Source organism: Pseudomonadota bacterium (assembly GCA_030859565.1).
Lineage (GTDB): Bacteria > Pseudomonadota > Gammaproteobacteria > JACCXJ01 > JACCXJ01 > USCg-Taylor.
Genome location: JALZJW010000019.1, coordinates 1 through 25,248, shown reverse-complemented (window position 1 = coordinate 25,248; position 25,248 = coordinate 1). Strand labels below are relative to the sequence as shown.

General features: G+C 61.1%; 27 protein-coding genes and 4 pseudogenes. 18 read left to right on the top strand and 13 right to left on the bottom strand.

Annotated elements, in window-relative coordinates; translation table 11 throughout:
• Positions 1-43 precede the first annotated feature (43 nt).
• The gene (locus M3436_04665) at positions 44-430 is read left to right on the top strand and encodes a hypothetical protein (protein MDQ3563450.1); all 387 of its coding nucleotides are present in this window, start codon (positions 44-46) and stop codon (positions 428-430) included.
• Between the two features lie 26 nt (positions 431-456).
• Here the strand turns inward: M3436_04665 and M3436_04660 are convergent, their stop codons facing one another.
• Entirely contained in the window at positions 457-765 is a 309-nt protein-coding gene (locus tag M3436_04660; protein ID MDQ3563449.1) for a HigA family addiction module antitoxin, read from the bottom strand.
• 233 nt (positions 766-998) lie between these two features.
• Between M3436_04660 and M3436_04655 the strand changes: the two genes are divergently transcribed.
• Positions 999-2,003, top strand: a complete 1,005-nt coding sequence (locus M3436_04655) for a haloacid dehalogenase-like hydrolase (protein ID MDQ3563448.1) — start codon at positions 999-1,001, stop codon at positions 2,001-2,003.
• A gap of 61 nt (positions 2,004-2,064) precedes the next feature.
• The gene (locus tag M3436_04650) at positions 2,065-3,372 is read left to right on the top strand and encodes an ATP-binding protein (protein ID MDQ3563447.1); all 1,308 of its coding nucleotides are present in this window, start codon (positions 2,065-2,067) and stop codon (positions 3,370-3,372) included.
• Positions 3,373-3,528: 156 nt separating this feature from the next.
• Here the strand turns inward: M3436_04650 and M3436_04645 are convergent, their stop codons facing one another.
• From M3436_04645 to M3436_04600, 10 genes are all read right to left on the bottom strand, one after another.
• Positions 3,529-4,551, bottom strand: a complete 1,023-nt coding sequence (locus M3436_04645) for a HupE/UreJ family protein (protein MDQ3563446.1) — start codon at positions 4,549-4,551, stop codon at positions 3,529-3,531.
• Positions 4,548-5,417, bottom strand: a complete 870-nt coding sequence (locus tag M3436_04640; GenBank protein ID MDQ3563445.1) for a peptidylprolyl isomerase — start codon at positions 5,415-5,417, stop codon at positions 4,548-4,550. Before M3436_04640 ends, M3436_04645 begins: the two co-directional genes overlap by 4 nt.
• Positions 5,418-5,435: 18 nt before the next feature.
• Positions 5,436-7,388: a DUF3604 domain-containing protein gene (locus M3436_04635; GenBank protein ID MDQ3563444.1), complete on the bottom strand. Its 1,953-nt coding sequence runs from the start codon at positions 7,386-7,388 to the stop codon at positions 5,436-5,438.
• Between the two features lie 221 nt (positions 7,389-7,609).
• The gene (locus M3436_04630) at positions 7,610-8,446 is read right to left on the bottom strand and encodes a transporter (protein MDQ3563443.1); all 837 of its coding nucleotides are present in this window, start codon (positions 8,444-8,446) and stop codon (positions 7,610-7,612) included.
• A gap of 342 nt (positions 8,447-8,788) precedes the next feature.
• Positions 8,789-9,274, bottom strand: a complete 486-nt coding sequence (locus M3436_04625; GenBank protein MDQ3563442.1) for a hypothetical protein — start codon at positions 9,272-9,274, stop codon at positions 8,789-8,791.
• A gap of 25 nt (positions 9,275-9,299) precedes the next feature.
• Positions 9,300-9,452 (bottom strand): hypothetical protein, encoded by a 153-nt coding sequence (locus tag M3436_04620; GenBank protein ID MDQ3563441.1) that lies wholly within the window; start codon positions 9,450-9,452, stop codon positions 9,300-9,302.
• Between the two features lie 55 nt (positions 9,453-9,507).
• The gene (locus tag M3436_04615) at positions 9,508-10,389 is read right to left on the bottom strand and encodes a hypothetical protein (protein MDQ3563440.1); all 882 of its coding nucleotides are present in this window, start codon (positions 10,387-10,389) and stop codon (positions 9,508-9,510) included.
• Positions 10,386-11,246 (bottom strand): DUF2092 domain-containing protein, encoded by an 861-nt coding sequence (locus M3436_04610; GenBank protein MDQ3563439.1) that lies wholly within the window; start codon positions 11,244-11,246, stop codon positions 10,386-10,388. Before M3436_04610 ends, M3436_04615 begins: the two co-directional genes overlap by 4 nt.
• 614 nt (positions 11,247-11,860) lie before the next feature.
• Positions 11,861-12,256, bottom strand: coding sequence for a type II toxin-antitoxin system VapC family toxin (locus M3436_04605; protein ID MDQ3563438.1), 396 nt, complete (start codon positions 12,254-12,256; stop codon positions 11,861-11,863).
• On the bottom strand, positions 12,253-12,525 hold the full coding sequence (locus M3436_04600; GenBank protein ID MDQ3563437.1) for a type II toxin-antitoxin system prevent-host-death family antitoxin: 273 nt from the start codon (positions 12,523-12,525) through the stop codon (positions 12,253-12,255). Before M3436_04600 ends, M3436_04605 begins: the two co-directional genes overlap by 4 nt.
• 81 nt (positions 12,526-12,606) lie before the next feature.
• Between M3436_04600 and M3436_04595 the strand changes: the two are divergent.
• From M3436_04595 to M3436_04585, 3 genes and pseudogenes are all read left to right on the top strand, one after another.
• A pseudogene (locus M3436_04595) lies at positions 12,607-12,825 on the top strand (haloacid dehalogenase-like hydrolase).
• Between the two features lie 381 nt (positions 12,826-13,206).
• Positions 13,207-13,527: a glycine zipper family protein gene (locus tag M3436_04590; protein MDQ3563436.1), complete on the top strand. Its 321-nt coding sequence runs from the start codon at positions 13,207-13,209 to the stop codon at positions 13,525-13,527.
• A gap of 158 nt (positions 13,528-13,685) precedes the next feature.
• A complete protein-coding gene (locus M3436_04585) occupies positions 13,686-13,949 on the top strand; it encodes an HdeA family protein (protein ID MDQ3563435.1) in 264 nt (87 codons plus the stop codon).
• 316 nt (positions 13,950-14,265) lie between these two features.
• Here M3436_04585 and M3436_04580 read toward each other — a convergent pair whose 3' ends face one another.
• Positions 14,266-15,267, bottom strand: coding sequence for a transporter (locus M3436_04580; protein MDQ3563434.1), 1,002 nt, complete (start codon positions 15,265-15,267; stop codon positions 14,266-14,268).
• 156 nt (positions 15,268-15,423) lie between these two features.
• Here M3436_04580 and M3436_04575 point away from each other — a divergent pair, with 156 nt between their 5' ends.
• The 11 genes and pseudogenes from M3436_04575 to M3436_04525 all read left to right on the top strand — a co-directional run bounded on the left by M3436_04575 (position 15,424) and on the right by M3436_04525 (position 22,629).
• Positions 15,424-15,765, top strand: coding sequence for an STAS domain-containing protein (locus tag M3436_04575; protein ID MDQ3563433.1), 342 nt, complete (start codon positions 15,424-15,426; stop codon positions 15,763-15,765).
• Between the two features lie 51 nt (positions 15,766-15,816).
• A complete protein-coding gene (gene ppk2, locus M3436_04570) occupies positions 15,817-16,635 on the top strand; it encodes a polyphosphate kinase 2 (protein ID MDQ3563432.1) in 819 nt (272 codons plus the stop codon).
• Positions 16,636-16,807: 172 nt separating this feature from the next.
• On the top strand, positions 16,808-17,089 hold the full coding sequence (locus tag M3436_04565; GenBank protein MDQ3563431.1) for a hypothetical protein: 282 nt from the start codon (positions 16,808-16,810) through the stop codon (positions 17,087-17,089).
• 15 nt (positions 17,090-17,104) lie between these two features.
• Positions 17,105-17,266 (top strand): annotated as a pseudogene (locus M3436_04560) (efflux transporter periplasmic adaptor subunit).
• A gap of 55 nt (positions 17,267-17,321) precedes the next feature.
• Positions 17,322-17,669: a DUF3302 domain-containing protein gene (locus M3436_04555; GenBank protein ID MDQ3563430.1), complete on the top strand. Its 348-nt coding sequence runs from the start codon at positions 17,322-17,324 to the stop codon at positions 17,667-17,669.
• Between the two features lie 93 nt (positions 17,670-17,762).
• Positions 17,763-19,076 carry an HlyD family secretion protein gene (locus M3436_04550; GenBank protein ID MDQ3563429.1) on the top strand — a complete coding sequence of 438 codons (1,314 nt, stop codon included), beginning with the start codon at positions 17,763-17,765 and terminating at the stop codon, positions 19,074-19,076.
• A gap of 155 nt (positions 19,077-19,231) precedes the next feature.
• A pseudogene (locus M3436_04545) lies at positions 19,232-19,467 on the top strand (efflux RND transporter permease subunit).
• 5 nt (positions 19,468-19,472) lie between these two features.
• A complete protein-coding gene (locus M3436_04540; protein ID MDQ3563428.1) occupies positions 19,473-20,903 on the top strand; it encodes an efflux transporter outer membrane subunit in 1,431 nt (476 codons plus the stop codon).
• A gap of 98 nt (positions 20,904-21,001) precedes the next feature.
• Positions 21,002-21,631, top strand: coding sequence for a hypothetical protein (locus M3436_04535; protein ID MDQ3563427.1), 630 nt, complete (start codon positions 21,002-21,004; stop codon positions 21,629-21,631).
• Positions 21,535-21,735 (top strand): annotated as a pseudogene (locus tag M3436_04530) (IS3 family transposase). The gene M3436_04535 and the pseudogene M3436_04530 overlap by 97 nt, the downstream one beginning before the upstream one ends.
• 99 nt (positions 21,736-21,834) lie before the next feature.
• Positions 21,835-22,629 carry a transporter gene (locus tag M3436_04525; protein MDQ3563426.1) on the top strand — a complete coding sequence of 265 codons (795 nt, stop codon included), beginning with the start codon at positions 21,835-21,837 and terminating at the stop codon, positions 22,627-22,629.
• A gap of 101 nt (positions 22,630-22,730) precedes the next feature.
• On the opposite strand, the gene M3436_04520 is transcribed toward M3436_04525, so the two are convergent.
• Positions 22,731-24,824: a CHAT domain-containing tetratricopeptide repeat protein gene (locus tag M3436_04520; protein MDQ3563425.1), complete on the bottom strand. Its 2,094-nt coding sequence runs from the start codon at positions 24,822-24,824 to the stop codon at positions 22,731-22,733.
• A gap of 157 nt (positions 24,825-24,981) precedes the next feature.
• On the opposite strand from M3436_04520, the gene M3436_04515 reads away from it, so the two are divergent.
• Positions 24,982-25,248, top strand: a 267-nt coding sequence (locus M3436_04515; protein MDQ3563424.1) for a hypothetical protein, incomplete at its 3' end; no start/stop codon positions are given.

Genomic DNA, 25,248 nt, shown 5'->3' with positions numbered 1-25,248 from the left:
GCTCGGCATACCCCTTTCATGGAGATTCGCGGTGCCTTTTACTATGACTAAATTCGTATTTTGGTCCGGGGTCTACAACGGAGTGTTGGGTTTGACTCTGATATTTCCTCCGGTCTATCGGGCGCTGGGCCTGAACATTCCCGCGCCTTTATGGGGTTGGCTGGTGGGCGGCTTTCTCGCCTACACCAGCGCGGTGCTCATCCTCGCTTCCCGCAGCCTCGGGCGGCGCGCTTCGCTGGTCTACTGGGAGTCGTTCCTGCGCTACGCGGGGGCGCTGCTCCTGATTCCGGCGGGTCTCTTCGGCGATCTCGGACTGATCGCCGTGCCTTTGGGGCTGGCTGACCTCGCTATCGGCTTGGTATACATGATTGGCCTCCCCAAGGAGTTGGGCGTAGCGCATCACGTCTTGCTGCGCGACCGGCTGTTATAGACGCGCGGCCGAGCGGCAGTGAAGAACTACGCTTGAGTGACGGAATGAATGGCGTGCAAACGTGGCCCGATGCTGGCTTCGGCGGTTTTCAGGTCGTAGTCGGCCCGGAGGTTGAGCCAGTATTGCGGCGACTGGTTGAATCCCCGTCCAAACAGCAGGGCCAGTTCGGCCGTCACCGGACGCGCGCCCTTGATCACATGCGAAATCCGCATCGGCGGCACCCCGATGGCGCGCGCGAACGCCGCCTGGGAGAGGCCCAGCTCCTCCAGCGTTTCCGCCAGAAATTCGCCGGGATGAATGGCAAGCGCTTTTTGGCCATGATGCTGTCTCCTCAGTGGTAACCCACGATCTCCGTCGGCATACGGCGGGATTTGCCCGCGGTGTAGAAGCGCTCCGTTTCGCTGTCGGCGAAGGATTGAATCACGGGACGAAACATAAACATCCTGTTTATGGCCGTCAAGTGCTGTTCAATCAGTCCGGTAGACCGGCACGGGCGCTCCGACTTGCTGGCCGCTGCCGGACTTCGAGAAAGTGAATTGACCAAGGCAAACCCAAGGAGAACGCAGCAATGAAAGCCATTCCCACCCAAAACCTCGTGGCCGCCTCGCTCGCTTGCGTGCTGGCGCTCGCAACGACCCTCGCTCACGCTACGGATGCACTGCCCTCCTGGAACGACGGCAAGGCCAAACAGTCCATCGTGGACTTCGTCGCGAAGGTCACCAAGGAAGGCTCATCGGACTTCGTGCCGGTGGCCGAACGCATCGCCACGTTCGACAACGACGGCACGCTCTGGGCCGAGCAGCCAATGTATTTCCAGTTTCTCTTCGCCGTTGACCGCGTGAAGGCCACGGCCGCGGAGCATCCGGAGTGGAAGGACCAGGAGCCGTTCAAATCCGTGTTGACGGGCGACCTCAAAGGCGCGCTGGCCGGCGGCGAGCACGCCCTGCTCGAGTTGGTCGCGATCACCCACTCGGGAATGACTACCGAAGAGTTCGAGAAGATCGTCACCGATTGGATCGCCACCGCGAAGCATCCCAAGACGGGACGGCTTTACACGGAAATGGCTTATCAGCCGATGCTCGAACTGCTCGCGTATCTGCGCGCGAACGGCTTCAAGACGTTCATTGTTTCCGGCGGCGGCATCGAGTTCATGCGCGCCTTTGCGGAGAAGGTCTATGGCATCCCGCCCGAGCAGGTGATCGGCAGCACGGGCAAGCAGCAGTTCAAGATGCGGGATGGGAAGCCCGTGCTCGTGAAACTGCCCGCGGTGGAGTTCATCGACGACAAGGAGGGCAAGCCCATCGCCATCCAGAAGTTCATCGGCCGCCGCCCCATCACCGCGTTCGGCAATTCGGACGGCGACCTGCAAATGCTCCAATGGACCGCTGCCGGCAACGGGGCGCGCTTCTGTCTCTACGTCCATCACACCGACACCGAACGCGAATTCGCCTACGACCGCAAATCGTCCATTGGCCGCCTCGACAAAGGACTCGACGAAGCGAAGGCGCGCGGCTGGACCGTGGTGAGCATGAAGGACGATTGGAAAAGCATTTTCTCGCCCGAAAAGAAATGAACTACGAAACGACACAACGATGAAAAAGCCCTGCCAGCATTATGCTTGACAAACATAATGTTTGACAGACATCAAGGTCGCGGGCATGCTGTCCCGCATGAAACTGGATTTCGTGAACCGGAAAGCGGAACTGCGAGAACTGCACGCCGCAGCGAAACGGGGCGGACTGCTGGTGGTGTATGGCCGGCGGCGGGTGGGCAAGACGCGCCTGTTGCGGCACTGGCTTGCGGCCCGTGACGACCTGTACAGCCAGGCCATCGAAGCGCAACGCGATTTGCAGATTCAGCAGGTGTTCGAGGACCTCCGCGCGCGGCTCGAAACGCAGCTTGTGCCCAAGACCTGGCCGGAGTTGCTGGAAATCCTCGCGCTGCAAGAGCGGCGCTGGGCACTGTGCCTGGACGAGTTTCCCTACCTCACGGCGGTGGACCCGTCGCTGCCGAGTCAGTTGCAGAAGTGGCTGGACCACTCGCTTCCGCCGGGCTGCCTGTTGATCCTGGCCGGATCGAGCACGCGCATGATGCACGACCTGTTTCTCAATCGCGCCGCGCCGCTCTACGGTCGCGCGCGCAAACTTCTGCACGTCCAGACGATGGATTACGCGGCGTTCTGCCGGGCGTGCGGACAGGACCCGGGCGACCTGGAATCGTTCGAGAAGTTTGCCTGCGTCGGCGGTATCCCGAAGTATTGGGAGTTCGTCGAGGCCGGGCAGGATGTGGTGGCGCTGGCGGAGTCGCTCTACTTCGATTTCGCCCCCTACATGGAACAAGAGCCGCAACGGATTCTGCGCGACGAGGGTGTCATCGGCCTGAACGCCGTGGCGGTGCTGGAGGCGGTGGGCCGGGGTGCCGAGCGGCCCTCGGAAATCGCCAGCCGGCTGAGCACGGCGCAGACCAACCTGTCGCGGTTACTCCAACAACTGCTGGACGCCTCCATCCTGACACGCGAACTGCCGTTCGGCGAAAGCGTGCGTTCCACCAAGAAAACCCTCTACCGGATTCAAGACCCGACGATGCGCTTTTGGTTTCGCGTGTATTCGCCGCACCAGAGCCGGTGGCGCACCTACCCGGCGGCGGAGAAGCGCAAGCTCATCCATGACCACACCGCCACGGTCTTTGAAGACTCCTGCCGGGCGCGCTTTCCGGGTGCGCAGCGGCACTGGGAGAGCGCCGTCGAACTGGACTTGGTCGCGCCCGACCCGAACGATGCGAAGCGGTTGCTGGTGGCCGAGATCAAATGGCGGCCCTTGTCCGTCGCGGAGCGCAAGAACGTGCTCCGACAACTGGAGAGCAAGTGGGATCGCTGTTCCCTGCGCCCGCGCCATCCCAAGGTCCGGTTCGAAGTGCTCGACGCCGGCATCCTCGCGGTCTGAAGACTGCTGTTCACCTTTCCCGCGGCGTGACATAAAGCCTCAAACGGATATCCAGGCTGGACATGGATTAGTGGACCGTAGCGGCGTAGGAGCACAGACCGGCCCTTGCCATTGTTAGTATTCTTCGTTTCAGGGATGCGTCCTGTGCTGGCTTTTTCAGGAGACAAAGTTCAGCGTTCGGTCGATAAGCCAAAAGGCGGCAACGCTACCGATTGCATAGGCGGCCACCGATTCCGACGCGGCGTACGCGGGCTTCGGATTGATGCCGAGCTGGCTGAGTCTCCTGCCGATAAAGGCCAAGCCTGTCAGCGCGGCCATGACAGACGCGATGAAGAGGAGTTGTCCGAGCTCGACGCCGAGGTTGAAAAACAGCAGCGCGAGAGGAATGGCATTCTGCGGGAGGCCGACTTCGTGGAGCGCGCCGGCGAAACCAAAGCCATGCAGCAATCCGAACGTGAACGCCACGACCCACGGCCAGCGCTCGGTCAATCCCGACCGACCCTGGCGACGGTGGACGATCTCGCAGGCCACGAACACAATAGAGAGTGCGATGACCGCCTCCACCGGTGGTCCCGGCACGCTCACGAATCCGAGCGTGGCCGCGGCCAGGGTGATGCTGTGTGCCAGCGTGAAAGCGGTAATGGTGCCGACAAGTCGCCACGAGCCTTTCACCAGGATGAGAAGCGCGAGCACGAACAGGAGATGGTCGATGCCCCGAAGGATATGCTCGACGCCGAGCACGAGGTAAGTGCGGGAAACGTCCAGTGCGCGCGGCGCGGCTTCCACCACGAACGACGGCGCAGACGGCGTAAGGCGGATGACTTGCGTAGTTCCGTCGCGGCGTTCCACGCGCACGAGCACATCGGTCATCGTCGCGCTGAGACCGGCGATATGAATCGTGCCGCCGGTCAGACCGCCGGTGCGCTTGATGCTCCAGCGTTCCGCAAAAGCGCTGTTGACGAAGGAGGCGCGCGGCTCGGTCAGGTTGGTGGTGCCAGTCGGGAGCTCCACGTAGAGGCCGAGCCGGAGATCCTCGCCTCGACCAGGCACCTTCCAAAACACGTCGTAAGTCTCCGGGCCGCTCTGCTTGAGCTCGAGATAGGCAGGCCGGACCTCGTGGGCGAGCACCCCTACGGCGGGGGCGGCGAGCAGCAAGAAGACAAGGAAAACGCGTTTCATCGCCCGCTCTGCGCCGCGAGCTTGTCCGCCGGCTGCGGACGCTCAATGGTCACTGTGTAACGTTTGAGCAGCCCTTGATAGAACTTCTCGTTGGCTTCCAGCCGTTCGGCGTTGGCCCACTCGCGTCGCACGGCTTCCCGCACTTCCTCCAGCACGGGAACGCGTCCCCCCGTGCGCTGGCCGACGAACACCAGATGCACGCCGTAGCCCGACTCCACCGGCCCCTGCCAGTGGCCGGGCGAAAGCTCACCCAGTTTATCCGCGAACGCTGCGCCGAACTGCTTCGCGACCTCGCTGGCCGGCACCGCCTCGAACTTATGGCTTAGCAAGAAAGGATCGCCCAGCGCCGAGACATCGGCTTTGCCGCCGGCCTTGTTTAACTTCGCGAGCAGTAGCTCAGCATCGCGCGCCAGATGTTGGCCGCGGCGATCCGGGTTGAGATAGACCTGAGTGAATGTGAACCGGCGCTCGACGCTAAAAGTCTCGGGGTGTGCTTTCAAATACCCGCTCAACTCGTCATCGGTGGGCTCGGCCTGGGCAGCGACGTCATCGGTGACGAATTCCATTTTCTGCCGAAGACGGCGGCGGATGACGATGTCGTCCTTGTCCAACCCGAGTGCCATCGCCTCGCGGTAATAGACTTCCTCGCGAATATAGTCGTGGATCAAACCCTCCAGCTCTCGGTGCGTGGGCGGACGTTGCCAGGTGCGAGCGAAGCCGATCGCTAGCGACTCGATCTGCCCCTGCGTGGCGACGATCTCTCCCGGCTCGCTACGGGTGCGCTCGCCCACGAGGCCGAAGACGACGAACAGTCCCGCGCCTAGCATGAGGAAATGCACCAGCGGTTCGCGCAGGAGTTTTTTCATATGAAACCTCACGGGTTCCTACTTCGCCGGGTTGAACCAAATGGGTGACGTGTAAGCGCGCTCGGTGGTGGTCATCTTCGTGCCGGGGAGCGGCTTGGTGCCAAACTTTTTCGCGTCGTAGGCGGTCCAGCGCGGGGTTGGGATTTCGATGACGCGCACGTAATAAAAGGCGCGCTGTTTGGCGTCGAAGTCCGGGTCTTTCCAGACGGTGATCAACTCGGGCGAGCCGATGGTATTGGACCACGTGGCGTTCTCGACATCGACGGTGTTGCCGACGCTGGGGAGCTTGCCGTTCGCGCCGGGTTTGCGGTTGCCGCTCCACGCGACGTCATAGACTTTCTCATGCACGTCGTCCTTGGCATCGAGCCAGCCTTTGATGATCTGGATGCGATCGAGGTTGCCGCCGATCGGGTCTTTCATCGCGGCGGCGAGGAAGGTGGGCGCTTTGCCCCCCGGGGCAGAGCTGAGGTCGCCCCCCATCGGCACGCCTTTCCGATACCCGATCACAGCCGGTTCGCGTGAGCTTGCGTCGGCTTTTTCAAACTCCCAGCCGCCGAAGAAGCGCACGACGAGCCGCGAGCCGGTGGTGGCATAGGTTTCCTTGCGCTGCATGGCGTCCCACAGTGAGGCGCGCGTGTTTTCCTCGGCCCAGACCGCGGCGTAGCCGGAGGAGACGACTTCCCAATCGAAAATGCTCAAGCCGGACTTCGGATTGTTGATGAACTTCGCGTGCAGGCGCTCGGGCGAGGGCTCGCCGGTCGTGATCTTGCCGAAGAAATTATCCTCCTCCGCCGTGGCGAGGCCGGTGTGGGAATCGGTGCTGCCGATGATGCCAAACTTGTAAGGATTCGTGCCGAACTTCGCCTCAAGTTTGAGGCCGTTCTTGAGCGCCGACCGGGTGTATTCGCCTTCGAGCATCTCGTTCTTCTTCTTCTCGCTGAGGTCGAGATTACCTTTGTCCCAAGTCTCGTAGTCGGCGAACTCGTCGTTCGGCGAGAGGAAGGGATGCGTCTCGCCGTCGCCCTTCATCTGCGTGGCCTCGTAGAGCCGCTCCCACTTCGCGCGCTGCTCGACGTACTCGCGGTCGATGGCTTTGCCGAAGGACTCGACGATGGGGAACATCTCGCCGTTGCTCAGGTTGCCGTTGTGCGCGATGGCGAGCACGCTGCCACCGGTTTTCTTTTCATAGGCGTCCATCCATTTCCATAGATCGGGGGGATTGATGCTGCCGAACGGCGGGATGCACGTGTAAGGCTCGACCTGGATGGCCTTGTCGCCGTTGTCGCGGTAGATGACGTTGCGATGCAGGTTATTGCCCTTGCTGAGCGCGGTCCACTCGTAGCCGATGAACGCGGTGAAGCGGCCGGGATCGTTGTAATGCTCGGCAGCGTCGATGGTCTCCTTCCACGCGCCGCGGAAGGTGGGCGTGCCGGGCAGGGACATGATTTCTTTGGGGAATTTCCCTTGGGAAAAAGTATTGACGAGATCAAACACGGCCTCGGCGTTTTTCCCGGCCTGGATCATGTCATACCATTGGCGGCCCTTGGGGTTGGCGAGCATGTAGGGCTTGCCGGCGAGAAGCTCCGGGAAGAAGCCCATGTTGTCCGAGTGATCCGAGACGACGAGGAAATCGAGCGAGCGCGAGAGCTTCACGGGCTGTCCGCTCGACGCCATGACCTGCTCGCCGCGCGCGAGGCGATAGGCATCGCGCGGATAGAGCCGGGCGCCGGCCAAACCGGCGTCCATCGAGAAGCCGGTGTGCAGGTGCGTGTCGCCGAAGAACGGGCGCGCCGGGAAATGACGCTCGGCGTAGGGCGAGTAGGGGCGCTTTTGGAACGCCTTTCCGGCATTTTCTTTGTCGATCGTGCCGGCGTCGCCGGTGAAGGATTCATCCGCGGCGAAGGCCGGGAGTGCGAAGCTCGCAGCGGTCAGCGCGAGGATTGTGGTCAGTGTGATGAGTCTTGTAGACATCGTTGTTGTTCCTTTCGGTTTCATTGTACGAGTTCGCTCTCGCCCGGCCGCCAGGTCTTTTCGAACCACGGTTAGAGCGGGCCGTAGAGACGCAGGATGATATTCCAACCCTTGCCGAGGTGGTAGCCGTCGGGCGGAAGTAGACATCCAGCGAGCCGTCAGCGTTCTGCGGGTGGTTTTCATTGTTGTGTACTTGCTATGGTCCGGGTATTTCGCTGCGGTCATTTCGGGAACAGGAACGTGACGACGAAGCGTAGGCCCCAGTCCGGTCCGCCTTCGGGCTTCTCGGCGTAGTAACGCCCGCCGAGCGTGAGCTGGATGGGCTGCTTGCCGAGCTTGAGGAGTTGGCTGACTTGCAAATTCAGCGGGGCTGTCCATTGGTTATTTTCCCAATCGTAGGTGGACTCGGTGTTCAGGCCGAACGTCGTGAACGTCTTCGTGGTGTAGGAGACGAACGGTTGAAGGAACGTCGCGTTCACGTCGGCGGTGCTCCCCTGTCCGGCGAAGGACCAGAGGTGATTGGCCAGAGCCCCGTAAGTCCAGCCTTTCTCCTGCCGGAGCAGAAGGGCCGTGGGGCCCGCGCCGACTTTACCGGTGCCAAGCGCGTCGTCGGTGGACGTGGGCCAAAGGAGGACCGGACCCGCGCCCCAAATCCAGCCGCCGCTCGTCGGCGCTTTCGGCGAGAAGAAGAGGCTTTGCACCGTGTCCCCGAGGCCGAACTTGCTGTCGCCGCCCTTCACTGGTGACTCGGCATAGACGATGGGAAGAATCGTGCGTGTGATGAGATTCCAATTCTCGCTGATCGAGAAGGGAATCACGGGCTGGACGTTGGCGGTATAACGCATGGCGTCCGCCGCGCCGATGCCGAAGTCCCAATTGTTCTGAATCGGCACGCTGATGAGGCTGGCGACGGGGTTCTGGAGTTTCATCGCCAACTCGGAGGCTTTGGCTTTTTCGTCTTCGGCTGCAGCGTCCTGCGCGACGAGTGTTGTAACGGTGAGGGTCAGCGCGCAACCGAGCGCGGCGGCGATGTGGTTTTGTGTGCGGGTGGTTTTCATTATTGTTGTGTCGTTTCGGAGTTCATCTCTTTTCGGGCGGGAAGATGCTTTTTCAATCGTCCTTCATGCTCAACACAGTCCAGCCGCTCGCCTTCGCTTCGTCGAGCCCTGTGTCGAGGCGGCCAATGGAGCTAACCGACTACCCCTTCCCTTAGTTGATAGTGTTTGGCCTTGAGGTGGATGCTGATCTGGAACAGCTTCCGAGTCTGTTGGCTTGTGAATCGGCACGAGCGGCGAAGCCGCGACTCCGGTTCCTATGCCTCGGAGGGCGGGCGGTAACCGCTCTTATTAATACTCGGTTTTGGAACGGATACCGCCTCCGCCCCGTCGAACTGGCTCCCTTTACTGGCCCGGGAACCCTTTGGCCGCCATGCACGAGGCATACGCCTGGTTGTAAGCGTTGGCGGAGGCGGCTTGCTGTTGCTGGGCCTGCTGTTGGGCCTGCGCGCTCTGTCGGCGTTGCTGGCGCTGCCGGGCCGCACCCACGGCCGCGCCGGCCGTGGCGGCGTCTTGCACCTGGTTGCGGGTGTATTCCTCGGCGACTTCGTCGGGCACGTTGTCGTACTGGTTCGCCTTGGACCGGCCCTTCGCTGCGCCCGCCATGGCCCCGGCCGCCGCGCCGCGGGCACGGCCACCCGCCTGCGGTTGGCTCGCCGTGGTCGTTGGGGCGGCATTGGGGTTAGAGCCCGTCTGCTGCTGGGCAATGCTGGAGCATTCAGCCTGCGCCTGCTGAAGTGAGGGTTCACCCTCGCCCTGCGCCCACACCGAACCGGCTAGAACAACTCCGAATGCGCCGATAACTCGGCGAATGGGTATTTGATCAAACATGGCCTACCTCCAAGGCTTGTTAACTCTACCGAATGCATCGCGCGAAGACGAGCTTCCACTGGTTGTAGCACAGCGCCAACAGCGAGCCGCCGTCGGGCCAGGTGAACTTTTCGGTGTACCCCGCGACCAGCAACATCGCGGCCCCAAACGCGTATGGAACTCCCCAGCGCTTCGTCATCGCGACCCCCTTTCCCGGTAGCCTTGTAGGCCCTACTTTAATAACCCGCCTGCTCTCAATATCCCGGCGGCGGAGCCACGGTCACATAGGTGACGCTACCTCCTGAGTATGCCTGGTTGTACCAGGTGGAACCGCACTGGTAGTAGGTCACACCGCCCGCGACCACCGTCGCTGCGGTACAAGGCAGCGTATTGTAGTAGTTATAGGTTGTATAGCTTGGAGTCGAGGCCGACGAGACAGCAGCACCCACGACTGCAGCCGTGCCGGCGACTACAACGCCGGCCACCACGGCATCCCCCACATCGAAATCGTCGTCGTCCCAGTGGTCGTTGTGGCCGTGATGGTAGTAATCGTCCGCGTATTGTTGCCGGCCGCTCGCCCGCTCTGTGGCGCCCTGCTGGCGCACATCGGTCCGCTCGGTATAGCCCTGCTGGCGGGATTCCGTCTTGTCGGCCGAACTCTCCTGGCGCTGGCCCTGTCTCTCAGTCCTCTCCGCCTGGCCCGAGGTCCGGGTGTCGGCCCTATTCGTGGAGGCTGTTTGCCGCGTTGCGGACCGTTGACCCGATCTCTGGGCGGCTCCCGACTGACGGGCGTAGGTCTGCTGCGTCTGGGACCGTTGCGCAGATCGCTGCGTCGCACCCGCCTGACGGGAGGCCGTGCCCGCGCGGCCCTGCATACCTGCCGAGCGCGAGGCCGATCCGCTTGGCCGGGACGAGAAGCTCCCGCTCGCCGCGGCGCCGCCGCGGGAGAATCCACCGCTGCGAGTGGCCGCCCTGCCACCGCCGCCGCCACGAGCGGCCGCCCCGCCACCACCGCCTCCTCGGGAAAAGCCACCACCGCCCCCTCCACGCCGGGCGTCCGCGTCATCCACGAGTCCCCCCAGGAACACGAGGGCGGTGACGATGGTCGTGACAATCACTAATGGCCTGGTTTTCATTGCTGTTCTCCTCTCTGGTCTGGCGCTTCCTTTCTCGGGACAGCGACCGCACGCAACTGCGGGAGGAAGGCAATTTTCTCCGCTCCCTCGGGGGGCGTGAATGCAAACATCGAGTCGGTGACCTCCGGCGAGAGGTTCCAGTCGGAGAACTGTGCCCGGAATTGGGGCTCACCTTCTGCATCCTTATACGTCAACACCACCCGCAGCGGTAGCGGCTGGTCGCCCTCCGCAACCCACATCTGGAAGTCCACCGTGTCGGTGCGCCCAGCCAAGTGGTGAGAGGGCACACCAAGGATGTTTGTTTTCTCGACGTAGTCGAGAGACTGAGTCCTGCGATCAAGCTCGGCCGGTAGCCGGCTGACGAACAGCATTGCGAGCGGCAGTCGCATGCGAAGCTCCTGGATGAAATAAGTGATCGCCTCGTCGATGCTACCAGGCTTCGGCGCCTTCGCGTAGACGTTCCGCGGAGTGCTGAAAACCGTGATCTCCTTGCCATCGAAGAGGACTAGATTCTTATCCCCGTCGCTCTGCTCGACCTCAATTCGCAAGCGGTCGGGTCGGCTCACGGTGACTTTCCGGAGATACCCGAACTCGACCTTCTGGCCCGAGGGCTGGACCACATCGTAGCCGCCCCGAATGCTCACCATGAAACCCTGGGCCTGGGACAGGAACTTGGCCATGCCCATGAGGATGGCCTCGGCGTCGGCCTGCGGCTCAGCCGCCGCTCGCGATGCCGAGCCTGGGGTTGCTGGCGATTCCGGGCGAGTGGCCGCCTCGCCCCCCGCGCAGCCCGATAGAACCACTAGGATCCACGCGCCCAGCGCGGCGGGTACTCCCCGGCACCATGTTGTGTTCATCGCTTAATTCCTCAAGGCAGGCGTTGACGTTAAACTAAGAGTAATTATAGTTAAGCTCACCCGATCTTTCCCCGGGTCTCAAGCCGAAATCCTGGAGCCGGCAGACGTCTACTGCCCTACATACTTTGGGTCGATGTTACTACTTTTTGTGCCCTGCAAGCCAGCGCCGGCCATCAATCCCCTCTGGTCGAAGAAAAACGCATAGATGTCGTCGCGGGCCACGCGATCGCCCGCAGCTTTCCGGACCCCGAGGACCGGGCTCCAATGGATCCGGTTCGAAAAAGTCGCACATCAGGTTTTTCACAATATCTCCACATTTGTATATCCACAGACCGCTTGACAGCCCTCAGCACGCTCCATAGAGTTCGTCATCTAAGAGCCGTTGTGTCCGCCGGATTTCACACTACTGCTTATACAGAGGGTATCCGTATGAAAAGAAAAACATGTTCCCTCTGCATCGTCACGCGCGATGCACAGCTCATCGATTCCGCCCTGCCGAGGACCGATACGGCCTAGGTCTTGGGCATTCGCACCCTAGTGAATTTATAACTAAGGGAGCGCGCTCCGCCGCACTGCTCGCGACCTGGGTCACGGACCGAGCCCCGTCAGCGCGGCTAGCGGTTCGCCAGGACCGGACAGAGCTTGGCTTCGATGAGCGAGTCGTCCGCCGTGACGAGGGTAAGGTCGTACACCAGCGCGGTGGCCACCAGGAAACGGTCGCTCGGGTCGGGGTGTGCGAGCATTACCTCGCGGCTGCGAATCGCCACCTCAAAGGTCAAAATGGCTTCTTGCGCCGGAGTACTGGCGAGCGCGTCCGCGACCCATCTGCGAGGCTCATCATCCAGCTTCACGCGGCCGCGCTCCGCCAGGACCAAAAGCTCCCAGACGCTGATCGGCGAGACCCAGAGCTCGTTCTCGGCCCGGGTGACAGCCGCTGTTACGCGCTTGCTCAGCCTGCCGGGCTCAGCGAGGCTCCAGAGCCAGATATGCGTGTCGAGCAGCAGCTTCAACGCCTCATCGCCGCCCAGATCCTCGCGTCGACGGCTGGCCCGACGACATCGCCGGAGATCTCGACGCGCCCCGCCATGGCACCGAGCCAATCCGACCGGGAGGCTCGCCGTTGTGGCGGAATCACCTCGGCGACCGGCTGGCCGAAGCGTGTGATCAACACGGGCCGTCCGGTGCGTTTCACACGCTGGAGAACCGCAAGGCAGGTTGCTTTGAACTTTGACACCGGGATGCTCTCCATGGAGAGCACGCTAACATGGTCAGAAATCATGGTCAAATGCGCTCCGCCCCAATCGCCCGCGGCGAGTCCGTTGCGACTGCCGTGACGAGGAGCGTCGAATGACCTCCTCGGTCTCGGCTCTCAGGCGGTCAAAAGGCGTCCGCGACACCCGCGCGGCATGCGGGCATGACGACCGAGGAGTTTGCGGACATCGTCCGCGATTGGACCAGGACGGCGAAGCATCCGAAAACCGGCCGTCTCTAAACCGAGATGGTCTATGAACCCATGCTGGAGCCGGTCACGTACCTGCGCGCGAACGGCTTCAAGACCTTCATCGTCTCGGGCAGGGGCAAGCCGCAGGAGAGGCCCATGCAACGTGTCCTAAGGAGGTATCTATTTCAGACCGCTCGGAGTAAGATTTCGGTACATCTCGAGGTCAAAGGAAGCTATCGTTAGTGACGGGGGAATAACGACGCGATTGACGATAAGAGTCCTGGTGGGGAATTTACCGCCGGCATTTGCCGAAACTTCGCGACGCATTGCAACGAGAACTGAAGATCAAAACGGCAGAAGGCAAGATTCAACGGGCAACATAATCAAGGGGCACTCCGAATTCCAACTAAGAATGGGCTGGACTCCCGGGGCGGTTTTGCTAGAGCAGCGTGCCATCCTTGTTCCGGCATTCACTGAGCCCCGAATAACGTCCAGCTTTTCGTCAGACAGAGGTCAGGAATGAAACGAATCAGCGCGCTCGGGGTAGTACTCTGTGGGCTCGCCCTAACGGCGGCGGCCCAAGCTGCATCGCCGGCGTACTGCTCGGATTACGCACAGCGTGAGGCGCAGTATGCGGCACCCACCGGTTCAGGATTGGTGCGTGGGGGGTTACGTGGGGCGGCCGGTGGGGCCTTGTTCGGGGCCATCGCCGGCGACGCGGGCAAGGGCGCCGCCATCGGTTCTATCGTCGGTGGTGTGGCGGGCGGGGCCCGCAATCAGGGGGCTAAGAGCCGAGTGTATAATGACGCGTACAATTACTGCATGCAAGGTGGCCAGTAAGGACGCGTGCGACACCGGTATGCCGTTACCGCCATTGCGTCGGCGGTGTGTGACACCCCATTCGGGAACCCTGTGCGAGCCTCGTTCGCTCTAAATCATCTCACTCTACAACTCATAGGAGAACAGCTATGCGTGGATTTTGGCCAGGTATTGCGCTCATGACTCTCTCGACCGTCGCGGGCGCGCAGACTTCCGAGTCGGTGCGCGATCTTTCGACTGTGACCTGTAAGGAGATCATGGGCGCCGATGATCGCGGGCGTGAGCTCTCAATGGCCTACATGCACGGCTACATCAACGGCAAGGCAAATCGCACGACGCTGGATCTCGACAAGAACGCGGCCATCACCGACAAGGTGCGCGAATACTGCCTGAGCAATCCCACCGCCAAATTTGTCGGGACGTTCCAAACCCTCAGCAAGTAAGCACGAGGCGATGGGTATACTCTGCGCGGCCCGGCGTCGATGACAGGCTGGGTTGAGGAACGAAACCGCGCAGATGGGAACCGGCCGATTCGCCCCCGCTAGTACGCGATCTCCTCGCACGGGAGTTCGGGGAGGTTCGCCACGACGGCGGGTCGCAACACGGTCGATCGGGCGGACCGGCCTGTCTGGCTCAGCGAGTGGTTATGCAGGCTGCTGCTCATGTTCTATAGGCGCGTGGGTCTGAGGCACGCGGCCCCACCGCACGCGGATCGTGACATCCATCGGCGCAGCGTGCGACGACGGGTAACAACGGGGATCAGAATCCCTTCGCGAGGGTCACCACGAGGTTTTCTCCTTCAAACCGCGCCTCGGCATCGAATTCCCACTGGTAGCGAACTGTCAGCGCGGCCTTCCACGGCACGAACGTGAGCCCCGCTTGGAGGCCCGCGGCGTGGACCTCGTCTTTCGCATTGAGTTGCACGTTGCGGATCTGCGGCACATCGGATCCGGAGTCCTCTTCGACCTGCCACTGGCTGTAGCCGCTCGTCCCGATTTCCGCAAGCCAGGTCTGCCCTTTATTGAGCGGTAGGTATTGACTGACTCCCCAGTTGAGGGTGAAACGTTCCCCCGGAGTGATGTCCGCATCCTCCCTCTCGTGGTTGATCTCGAAGGTGCCCGCCAGCATGATCGCCGTCCCGCGCTGGTCAAATGGGTACCAGGTCCCGGCGACCTGCAACTGATGCTCCCAGAACTCGAGGCTGAGCCCGTCGTCCCCCGTCGGGGCATAGAAGCCATAGCCGGCCGCGACGTCATAGTGCTTGCCGCCCCATCCCAACCATACCGGCTGGACGAACAGATCGCCGAAGCCGAAGTCCGTGTCGGCTTCCAGGCTCGCGCTGAACTCCCGGTCAAGGAACGTGCCCTCACGCGCCAGTCTCAAATTGACCTGTGCGCTGTTATCCGCAAAGGGAGGTGCGATGTAGGCGGCATAGCGCGCGCCCAGCACTTGCCAGGGACTCACCCACACAAAGGTGGGAACGAGCGCGTAGACATCGATATCGGGATCAACGGTCACGGTGCGAGTCGTGCCCAGCGGCCCTGTGCGCGAAAGGGTACGGACCTCGTCGCCGTTGCGGTTCTTCAACGTGTCCGTACTGTAGAAATAGTTGTAGAGGAGGCCATAGAACCCGGGCTCAGGAACGACGAAATCACGTATGTTCATCATGCCGGGCCCGTAGTGGCCGAGCTCGCCGGCCCAGACGCTACCGGTGCCGGCGATGGCAGCGGCTGCGGTCAGAAGTCGAATGCGGTTTTTCATGGTCCTGATCTCCACGTTGGATGCTTCGGAAAGCTTACCCAAGGGTATTCTCAGAAATCAGAGTAAGCTCGCTCCACTGCATTGGTCAATGCACCTGATCGATCTCCGCATTGAATAGACGCCTGGATCGAAGCCATACGTCCGTTCAGGACGACCGTGATCAGCCTCCTGGTGGTTCGTGCTGTCACCCAGGTCGACACGAGCGGCATCCAGGCCCTGGACGTGATACACTCGGAGTTGAAAGCCGAAGGGATCCAGTTGCTGGTGGCGCGACCCAACCTCTACATGCGCCGCTACGGCGAGACCACGGGCATCGCTCTGCGGGTGGGGCGGGAGAACGTGTTCCCCTCGGTGCGAGCGGCTGTCGAGGCGATGCACGCGCGTGAGAGGCGCACCGACGGGATCCCGGCCATAGAGGTGCCGGATCGGTCCTTCCGCGCATTTTTCGATAACCAGCGGCGCAGTGAGCAATCGGTGGACCCAGGTGACAACGGCTGATGCTGGCGGCAGGAGATCCACATGAAGAAGAGTAGCCCGACCAAGAACACGATGAAAGCCGAAGGCCGATCCCGCACCGAGCGCGCGGAGTCTAAGCTCAAGCGCAAGGATTACGAGAAGGAGTTGCAGCGGCTCCAGGCCGAGCTGTGCGCGCTGCAGGACTGGGTGAGGCATACGGGCCAGCGGATCGTCCTCGTCTTCGAAGGCCGCGATGCGGCCGGCAAGGGCGGCACCATCAAGGCGATCACCGAGCGTGTCAGCCCGCGCATCTTTCGCGTCGTCGCACTGCCCGCGCCCTCGGACCGGGAGAAGAGCCAGATGTACGTCCAGCGCTATCTCAAGCATTTCCCCGCGGCCGGGGAGATCGTGATCTTCGATCGGAGCTGGTACAACCGGGCCGGCATCGAGTTCGTGCTCGGCTTCTGCACCGCGAAGCAACACGGGAAGTTCCTCACCGTCTGCCCGGAGTTCGAGCGCCATATCGTGGACAACGGCATCCGCCTCTTGAAGTACTGGCTTGAGGTGGATAATGAGGAGCAGCGGCGACGTTTCGAGGCGCGCATCGAGGACCCCGTGCGGCAGTGGAAGCTCTCGCCGACTGATCTGGAGTCGCGTCGGCGCTGGTACGCCTACTCGCGCGCCCGCGATTTGATGCTCGACGCCACCGACACTGACTATGCACCCTGGAACATCGTGCATTCAGATAACAAGCGCCGCGCGCGGCTCACCTGCATCGCGCACCTCCTGAGCCAGGTCCCCTACGAGCCCGTGCCACGCCCCAGGGTGCGGATGCCGCAGCGCTCCAAGAAGGGCGCCTACGACGATGTGGGGGCGATGGAACAGCGCCGCTGGATCCCGGAGCAATATTGATTTAGGCCACAGAGGGACAGGTGTTACGGCTGTTTCATTCGATTTTCGGCGGCGCTCCCGCTATAGATAGGCAGTACCCTGAGCGCCTGGTCGATGCGGCCACCGAGCGTGCCCTCGATGGCACGGACCGTCAAATTCTCTTTATATTCGCCGGGGACCACAGGAGGAAGACATGAGTGAATCGTCACAGGATCTGGGTCTAATCACCGTCCTTCTGCAAAGGCTGGAGACACAGAGGCTTCCAAGAGCGCTTGTCCTAAAGGACAAGGTCGATCGCGGCGAAGTGCTGGACGAATTTGATATCGGCTTCCTGGAAGAAGTGTTTGCTGATGCCAGCAACGTCAAGACGCTTGTGGCCCAACACCCCGAATATCAGGACTTGGTGGCACGCATGATGAACCTCTACAAGGAGATCACGGATAAGGCGCTGGAGAACGAAAAGGCGTCGCATTAACACCAAGCGCAGCGGGGGAGGATCGTCAAGGCCGGGCAGACGCTTTTTCTGATGGACCGGAAGCCCTTCGAGGCCAAGCTCAAGGTGGCCAAGGCTGCGCTCGGCCAGCAGCAGGCGCGATCCTGGACGGCACGGGCGAGTTATAAGCGGATAAAGCCGCTGGCCGCCGAGAACGCCAATGTAATTTCAAAACATAAACCCCTGAAAATGTGTATGTGGAGGATATCGAGCCGTGTTTCTTGACTACCTGGCATTGGGCTTTTTGATCTTCGGCGCCCTCGTCACTTTCTATCTGATCATTGGCATCCACGATATTCCCTACGAGATTGCCAAGAAGCGCAACCATCCCCATCAAGACGCTATCCACGTGGCGGGATGGGTGAGCCTGATGACACTGCACACTATCTGGCCGTTCCTGTGGATTTGGGCCACTATTTACAGGCCTGAGCGCGGGTACGGTTTCGCCGCGGAGAGCGGACAAACTAAAACGCTGGATACTCGTATTGCGGACCTGGAGGCGCGGTTAGCGGCACTCGAAGGCAAACCTCCGGAGGGAACGAGACCCTGGAAACCCGTTTAGCGGTGCTCGAAGGCAAGTCGTTTAAGCAGGTCAAGGCGCCGGATGCCCGCCTGACGGCACTCGAAGGCAGAACGCCTGCGCAGGAGGTTTAGCATGGAAATGTTGATGATAATGACCTACACGGCCTTCTGCTGGGCGGTGTTCAAGATCTTCAAGCTCCCCCTGAACAAATGGACGGTGCCTACGGCAATCCTCGGTGGCGTGGTGCTCATCGCCGGGACCCTGGTGGTGATGAATTACAACCATCCCTATACTACACTGGTGCGCGAGTACTTTGTCACGACACCCATCGTGCCCGATGTGCAGGGCCAGGTGATCGAGGTGCCAGTGGAGGCCAACCAGCCGTTGAAGGAGGGCGATGTGTTATTCCGTATCGACCCGGCGCCCTACCAGTATGAAGTAGACCGGCTTGAGGCAGCATTGGCGGACGCCAAGTCAGGTGCTGCGCAGCTTGAGGAACGTCTGCGGGCGGCCGAAGCGGCGACAGCCCAGGCCCGTTCCAACATCTTGACCTCCGAGTCTGAATATGGCCGTCAGGCACGTGAGGCGTTGGAACAGGCAAGGGCAGCGGTCGTGCAAATGCAAGCGCAGCTTGAACTCGCGCGCGAACAGTACGATCGGTATCAGCGGTTGTTATCGACAGACGCGGTCGCCCAGATGGATTTTGACAGGGCGAAGCGGAATTTCGAAAGTGCCCAGGCGCAACTCAGTCAAGCCCAGGCGGCGGAGCGGCAGGCAGCGGAGAAGCTCGAATCCGGTGGTGACCGGGTACAGGCGGCGCGCGAGCAGTTGCGTAGCGCGGAAGCCCAGGAACGCGAGGGGCGACTTGCCTTCGAGGCGGAGAGCGGAGGGGTCAATCCCAAAGTCCGCCAGATTACTGCTGAGCTCGACCGCGCGCGCTGGGACCTCGATCAGACTACCGTGCGCGCGCCCACTGACGGCTTCGTTACACAACTTCTCCTGCGACCTGGCATGATGGCGGTGCCATTGCCGCTGCGGCCGGCAATGACATTTATCCACACTACCGCTCCCAATGACCGCGCCCTGGTGGGTGCCTTCTGGCAGAACTCGCTGCAGCGTCTCAAACCGGGTGACGAGGTGGAAGTGATTTATAGGGCCGTGCCGGGGCGGGTGTTTAAAGGGCATGTAGACCGCATCTTGCCGGTGTTGGCGGAGGGCCAGTTGCAAACGAGCGGCACACTGGGGACCGTCGAATCCGTGCCGATGCCCGGTCGCGTACCGGTAGTCATCAAACTGGAGGACGACGTATCGGCATACCAGCTACCGGCTGGTGTTATTGGATCCGCGGCCATCTATACAAAACATGTGCATCATGTGGCACTCATACGCAAGATTCTGCTGCGCATGGTCAGTTGGCAAAACTATATTTTCGGTGAACTTCATTAAGGAAACATACCTCGGCTCGGCGCATCAGGGCGAGCTCTCTTTGGTGGGGATCCCGCGATCTATCACCCAGCTGCGCTCGGACTGGCCGTATTGCGTTTCGATCTTTTTCAGAAAATCCTTGAGCGTGGTCTTGTCCGAGGTATTGCCTGCCATCACTAGGCACGGTACCGCTTGCGATAGCCACCGGTCCGGGCGCGAATAGCCTGCACGCCATCGGCACCGGCATCATCGTGGCATGCTCGCCTCGACAGTGATCGCGAACTTTTTCGTGCCGCTCTTCTTCGTGCTGTTAGAAAGGCCTCACCGGCCTGTTCGACCGTCGCGCCCTGAGCAGCGAGGTCGCAGCAAGTGCGCCCGCGGCAGCCGCACCGCATGCCAAGCCGGAGGATGACTAAGATGTGGCGATTCGCGCTTGTCTGTTCCCTTGCAACCTTGCTGTCGGGGTGCGCTGCCGTTGGCCCCGATTACGTGCGTCCGGAGGTCGATACCCCGCAGGCATGGCGGGTCGGCTACCAGGAGGCGGCGGGGATGGCCGACACCCGCTGGTGGGAGCAGTTCGGCGATCCGGTGCTGACCCAACTCATCGCGACCGCGCTCCTCGAGAACTACGACGTTCGCATCGGCGCGGCGCGTGTGGAACAGTTCCTCGGCCAGCTCAAAACGGCGCGCTCCGGATTCTTCCCGCAGATCGGCGCTGCGGTGGCCGGGGGTGGCCAGCGCGATTCCGAGACCGGTCCCGGCGCGTTCCCCTCGAACCTCAGCAATCCCTTCGGCTTCTACGAGGCCCAGGTCAACGCGAGCTGGGAGATCGATATCTTCGGTCGCATCCGGCGCGCCACCGAAGCGGCCCAGGCGCAGGTGCTGGCGGCCGAGGACACACGCCGTGCGGTGATCCTCTCGGTGGTGACCAATGTGGCCTCGAGCTACATCGTGCTCCGGGCGCTCGACCGCCAGCTCGAGATCGCACGCGCCACCGGCCGCAACTACGGTAAGACCAAGCGGATCTTCGACCTGCGCTTCAAGGAGGGGATCGTCGCTCAAGTCGACGTCGCCCAGATACAGTCGCAGTATCAAGAGGCCCTTGCCGCGATCCCCGCTTTTGAGCGCCAGATCGCGCTGCAGGAGAATCTGCTCTCGATCCTGCTCGGCCGCAACCCCGCCCCGATCGTCCGAGGCCGAGCGCTAGCCCAACTCGCTATACCCGGGATCCCGGCCGGGCTGCCTTCGGCACTCCTCGAACGCCGGCCCGACATCGGTGCCGCCGAGCAGGATCTCATCGCGGCCAACGCCCAGATCGGCGTCGCCCGGTCGTTCTACTTCCCCACGATCTCGCTTACGAGCCTGCTGGGCACCGCCAGTGCCTCGCTCTCGAACTTGTTCACCGGACCGGCGAGCATCTGGGTACTGAGCGCCGCGGCCGCGGCGCCGCTCTTCACCTTCGGCAACATCGAGGGCCAGGTCCAGGCGGTCGAGGCCGCGCAACGGCAGGCCGTCGAACGCTATCGGCAGACGATCCAAGGCGCGTTTCGGGAGGTGAACGATGCGCTCATCGGCACGCAGAAGAGCCGCGAGGAGCTCATAGCGCGCGGCCTACGTGTTGCCGCACTCAAGGATTTTGCGCGGCTCTCCCAACAGCGGTTCGACGAGGGCGTGACGGGCTATCTCGAGGTTTTGGTCGCTCAGAACGATCTGTTCGACGCTGAGCTTCAACATGCCCAGATCCAAGCTGAAAGCCTCACCCAGCTCGTCAACGTCTACAAAGCCATGGGCGGCGGGTGGGTGCTGGAAGCGGAAAAGATCGCCCCCGCCGTACCTCGCCAAGGATGAGAGGTCTCGGTTCGGAGGACCTGTGACCATGGGGCCTCGATCTCCTGGTTAAGCTCGAGGAGAGTGGAACTAAAGGGATTTAAAGGGCCAGGGTCGCAATGCCTTTCACAATCCCAACGCTCCCTGCCCGTCGAGAGGGTATGCGCAAGTATGACACGTTCATGTCCCATGTCGGGCGCACGGTGGCCGCCAAGTGGTTAGGTCCAGGTAGGCACATCGACGCCGAGGTTCTGAAATGCCCGGATTTTTCCGCACTCACCGACCTCAGCCAATGCGCCGAGCGCGTGCGCACGATGGCGATAGTGCCATTCACCAGGCGATCCATCATTCCGCTGGCGATCGCGGAGCTCATCCCCATGGTGCCGGTGGTCGCGACGGTTATCCCGCTAAGAGATGTCCTGCTGAAGGTGGTCAAGCTATTGCCTTGGAGCTCGGCGTCCACGCCCCGCCGGCTCCGTAGCCCGCGGCCGCCGCCGGGTCGCTTTTTGTTCCTTCTCGCGAGGGCAGTTCGAGAAGCCGTTTCACGCTGGCAATCCGATCATGAGCAACGAAGTCCCGGAAGGATCAAGCAGGCTCAGAGCCGGGCGATCGGGACCCGAATGCGCCTGGCAACGGCCAGCATCCGGTTCCGGAGGTCAGTGAGAAAGCTGAACGCCGGCAATTCACTGCCGAGTACAAGATACGGATCCTGCAGGGCCTTGATCGCTGTTCAGAGCCCGGGCAGGTAGGCGCCTTGCTGCGGCGCGAAGGTCTTTACTCGTCTCACCTATCGAAGTGGCGAGCGCAGCGCGAATCGGGCTTGCTGCCATCCCTGGCGCCAAAGAGGCGCGGTCACAAACCCTCTGAGCGGCCACAGGCATTGATAGCCGAAAACGGGAATGACGGAAATTTTGGACTCCCGCCTTAAGTAATTACCATTCGTGTCTGACTTATGTCTGACTCCATATTCCACCGCGCAATGATCAACACATTGAAAGGGAAATGCCGACTTGCGCATCGCTTCGCGATGTGCGCCGCCGTGTTCGCGGCGATCCCGGTATGGGCCGATCTTGCCCGTGATGCCAGGACCACCCGTATCGTGCGCGAGGAGGGAAATCTGGTCATCGAAAATGCATTACAATTTGAAAAAGACAGAGACGGCAAGGCGATTACCTTCGAAACGGGGATTCAGTATGCCCCGAGCGATCGCATTCAGCTTCTTCTGGAGCCGGTCTTGTGGGAGCGGCAGATGCCGGAGGATGAATCCGACGCTAGTGGAATCGGGGACACGGATTTCACCGTGGCCTATCTGGCCATCGGGGCGGAGGGCCCGTGGCCGGCGGTCGTGCTGGCGGCGAAAGTTAAAATCCCCAGCGCCGACAACCGGGAGATCGGCACCGGTAAGGCCGACTATTCCGCTTCCGTTATCTCCGGAAAGGAATTCGGCGAATTGGATTTGAACCTGGAGCTTGAGTACGAAACGTTTGGCTCCCCGGCAGGAGAGGACTTGAAGGACCAGTTCATCTATACCTTCTCCCTCGATTATGGCGTAACCGAGAACTTGAGTTTCTTTGCGGAAGTCTTCGGGAACACCTCCCCGGCCGACGGCGAGGATGGCTCCTCCGCCGTCCTGGCGGGCGTGGAATACGACATCGAAATCAACAAACACGTGAACCCCTTCATATCTGTTGAGGTTGACACGGACGAATTGATCACCGCCAAGGTGGGTTTGGAATACGCGTGGTAAAGGGGATACTGTCTGATAATCATGTAAGGCAGGCATGCGCGGATGCGTAGCCGGGCTCGCGCAAAATACGGCATTCACAAAACGTTCGCATCGGAAAATAGCTATTGAGCTTCACCGACCAAAGTGAAAGCCGCCCAGTCGCGGGGCTTTGGGTAGCGCTGTTTAGTATCCAGCATCGCTTGGCGTAGCGCGACGGATTTGTCGTGGCCCTCGCGCAAATATCCGTAGAATCTCGTCATGAGTACCGACGTCGCTGTATCCGGGACTTTCCATAGAGAGACGACAACACTCGGGGCACCCGCTACGATCACCGATCGCGAGAGACCAATGACGCCATCGCCCGAAATATGGCCGCGGCCCGTGTCACACGCGCTTAAAACTACGAGTTCAGTTTTGAGTTCCATATTTAGGATCTCTTCAGCCGTCAACAGGCCATCGTCAGAGCCTGAGGGCGCAAGCGCCACGGCACCCGGCATATCTTTGCCGGGGAAATCATCCAGTATTCCGTGGGTTGCTAAGTGAATAATCCGCGCCTTGGCCATCCGGGAAATTACCGAGGCTTTGGTTGCTTTCGCATTAATCACAGGTTCTGTATTTAAGATCCTCGCTACAGCGATCGCCTCTTGTTCGCTCCCAAGAAGGGGTTCAAGTTGTATGGGTGGTTCGTCGGGATACGCCGAAACCTTTGGCATAGGCGACGGATTCCCCACGACGAGTGCTCTTTCAAGATGTAGACTGCGGATCCGCTTCCGCCGTTGCTGTGTCAAGTCAAGGAGTTGAATCGAGGGTGCCGTGAGAATGGTATGGCGATCGACGAGATACCTGCCGGAGTTATCTTCCAGTGCGGGAAAAGGCACCAGAAACAACGTTTCGTGCGGGATGAAAACAACCGTCGCAGCGGGATCCGCCGGTAACAAATCGACTATCGGATCGATCAGCACCTCGTGCAGCTCGCGCAAGGGATGACCATCGTCGTCGGTCGCGATCCGACCATCCGTCCCCGAACCGCCTCGCCCGCGGAGCCCCAGCGCGTTTCGCATCTGTCCAACGAAATCAGAAAGGGCGACGTTTTTAGTCGTCAGATCTAGAGACCGAAAACCTATTTCCCCACCCGGTTGTACGACCCAGATGTAGAGCGTACCCGCCCGCCCGCGAAGCTTACCTTGAACCTTAAATGCATCTTCTGGAATGAGCGAATATTCCACTAAAGTCGCTTGGTGCTCGCGGGCTATCCGCGCGATTTGTTTGATGCTTGGTGGCGAGATCGCAGGCGCGGATCCCGATGATAACCTTTGCGCTAGCTGCTCGACGAAAACCCGCGACCGACCTTGTTCGGAAGCTTCGAGGGCGTCACTATGTTTGTTTCGGGCAACTAATACTTGCTGGAGTAAATTGTAAGTCAGCACCTGAGTATCAAAGATCGACACCTTCGCACTGTCGGCAAGCCCCGGCCGTAACGAATCGTATAAGGCGACGGCCTTGCGGAGAGACTGCTCGGCTTGTGCAAAATCCCGTGCACCAAAATAGGCATGACCGAGGTTATTGAGTGCGATGGCTTGTAGACGCCGATCCCCAACCTGCGCCGCTAGCTTAAACGCGTCCTGGTGATGCCGAATGGCCGGCTTAGAATGCCGCCGGTCTTCTTCGGCCGTCCCGAGGTTGGTTATAATCTCGGCCTGGAGGCGCGCATCGCGGACTTCTCTTGCGAGAGCCAAGCTTTCCGTATAATAGCGCAGCGCTTTTCGGAGGTGTCCTTGAACATGATGCGCTGAGCCAAGGTTATTCAGCGCGTAAGCTTTTCCGCTGCGATCGTTGATCCTCTTTGCAATCGCGACGCTTTCTTGGTATTGCGAGATCGCTTTTTCGTACTCGCCTGTCTTAGCATAAATACCGCCCAAGTTGCTACGGACTAGGGCTTCGTCGGCGGAATCGCCGAGCGCCTTCACGGTGTTCAACGCTGTTAGAAAAGCCGCTTCCGCTTTGAAATACTCGCCTAAACTCTCGTAGGTATTGCCGAGATTAATCAAAACCGTGGCCTGGCCCGAACGGTCGCCCAGGTCTTCCAGAATGGCGAGAGCCCGCCGGTGGTGATCCAGGGATTGCGGGTATCGGCCTTGGTCTTTTAATACGATGCCGAGATTCCCGAGCGTGCGTGCCGAACCCTGCCTATCGTGTGCCTGTTCGAATTTGCGCAACGCGCGTTTCCACGTTGCAGTGGCGGCTTCGAGTCTTCCCTGTCGGTGGTGTTCAAGACCTTGTTTAAACAAGCTCTCCGCGAGCCCTCCGCTAGACGCTTGTGAAGGCGTAGTGGGCGGACAAGGAGGCGGGTTGGCGTAGACGCCCGTGACCACGATGGCCAATAGCAGAGAAGCGGTTCTGCTCCAGTCGCTTAGTCGCTTCACTACCCTTTGCGGACTGTTACCGAGTAGACACCTCTGGCAGCACCGCGCTGACATCCAAGAGACCGGCCTCATCTGGCCGACAAGCGGGGTCCGCAGGGAGACACGCTTCCTCCTCGCTATCTTGTTCTCCCGCTTCATCGTCGTATTCGAGTGTTTGGGCTTCGAGGGTGGTAAGGGTGGTATTAGTACTGCCTCCGCCATCACCATTGCCTCCGCC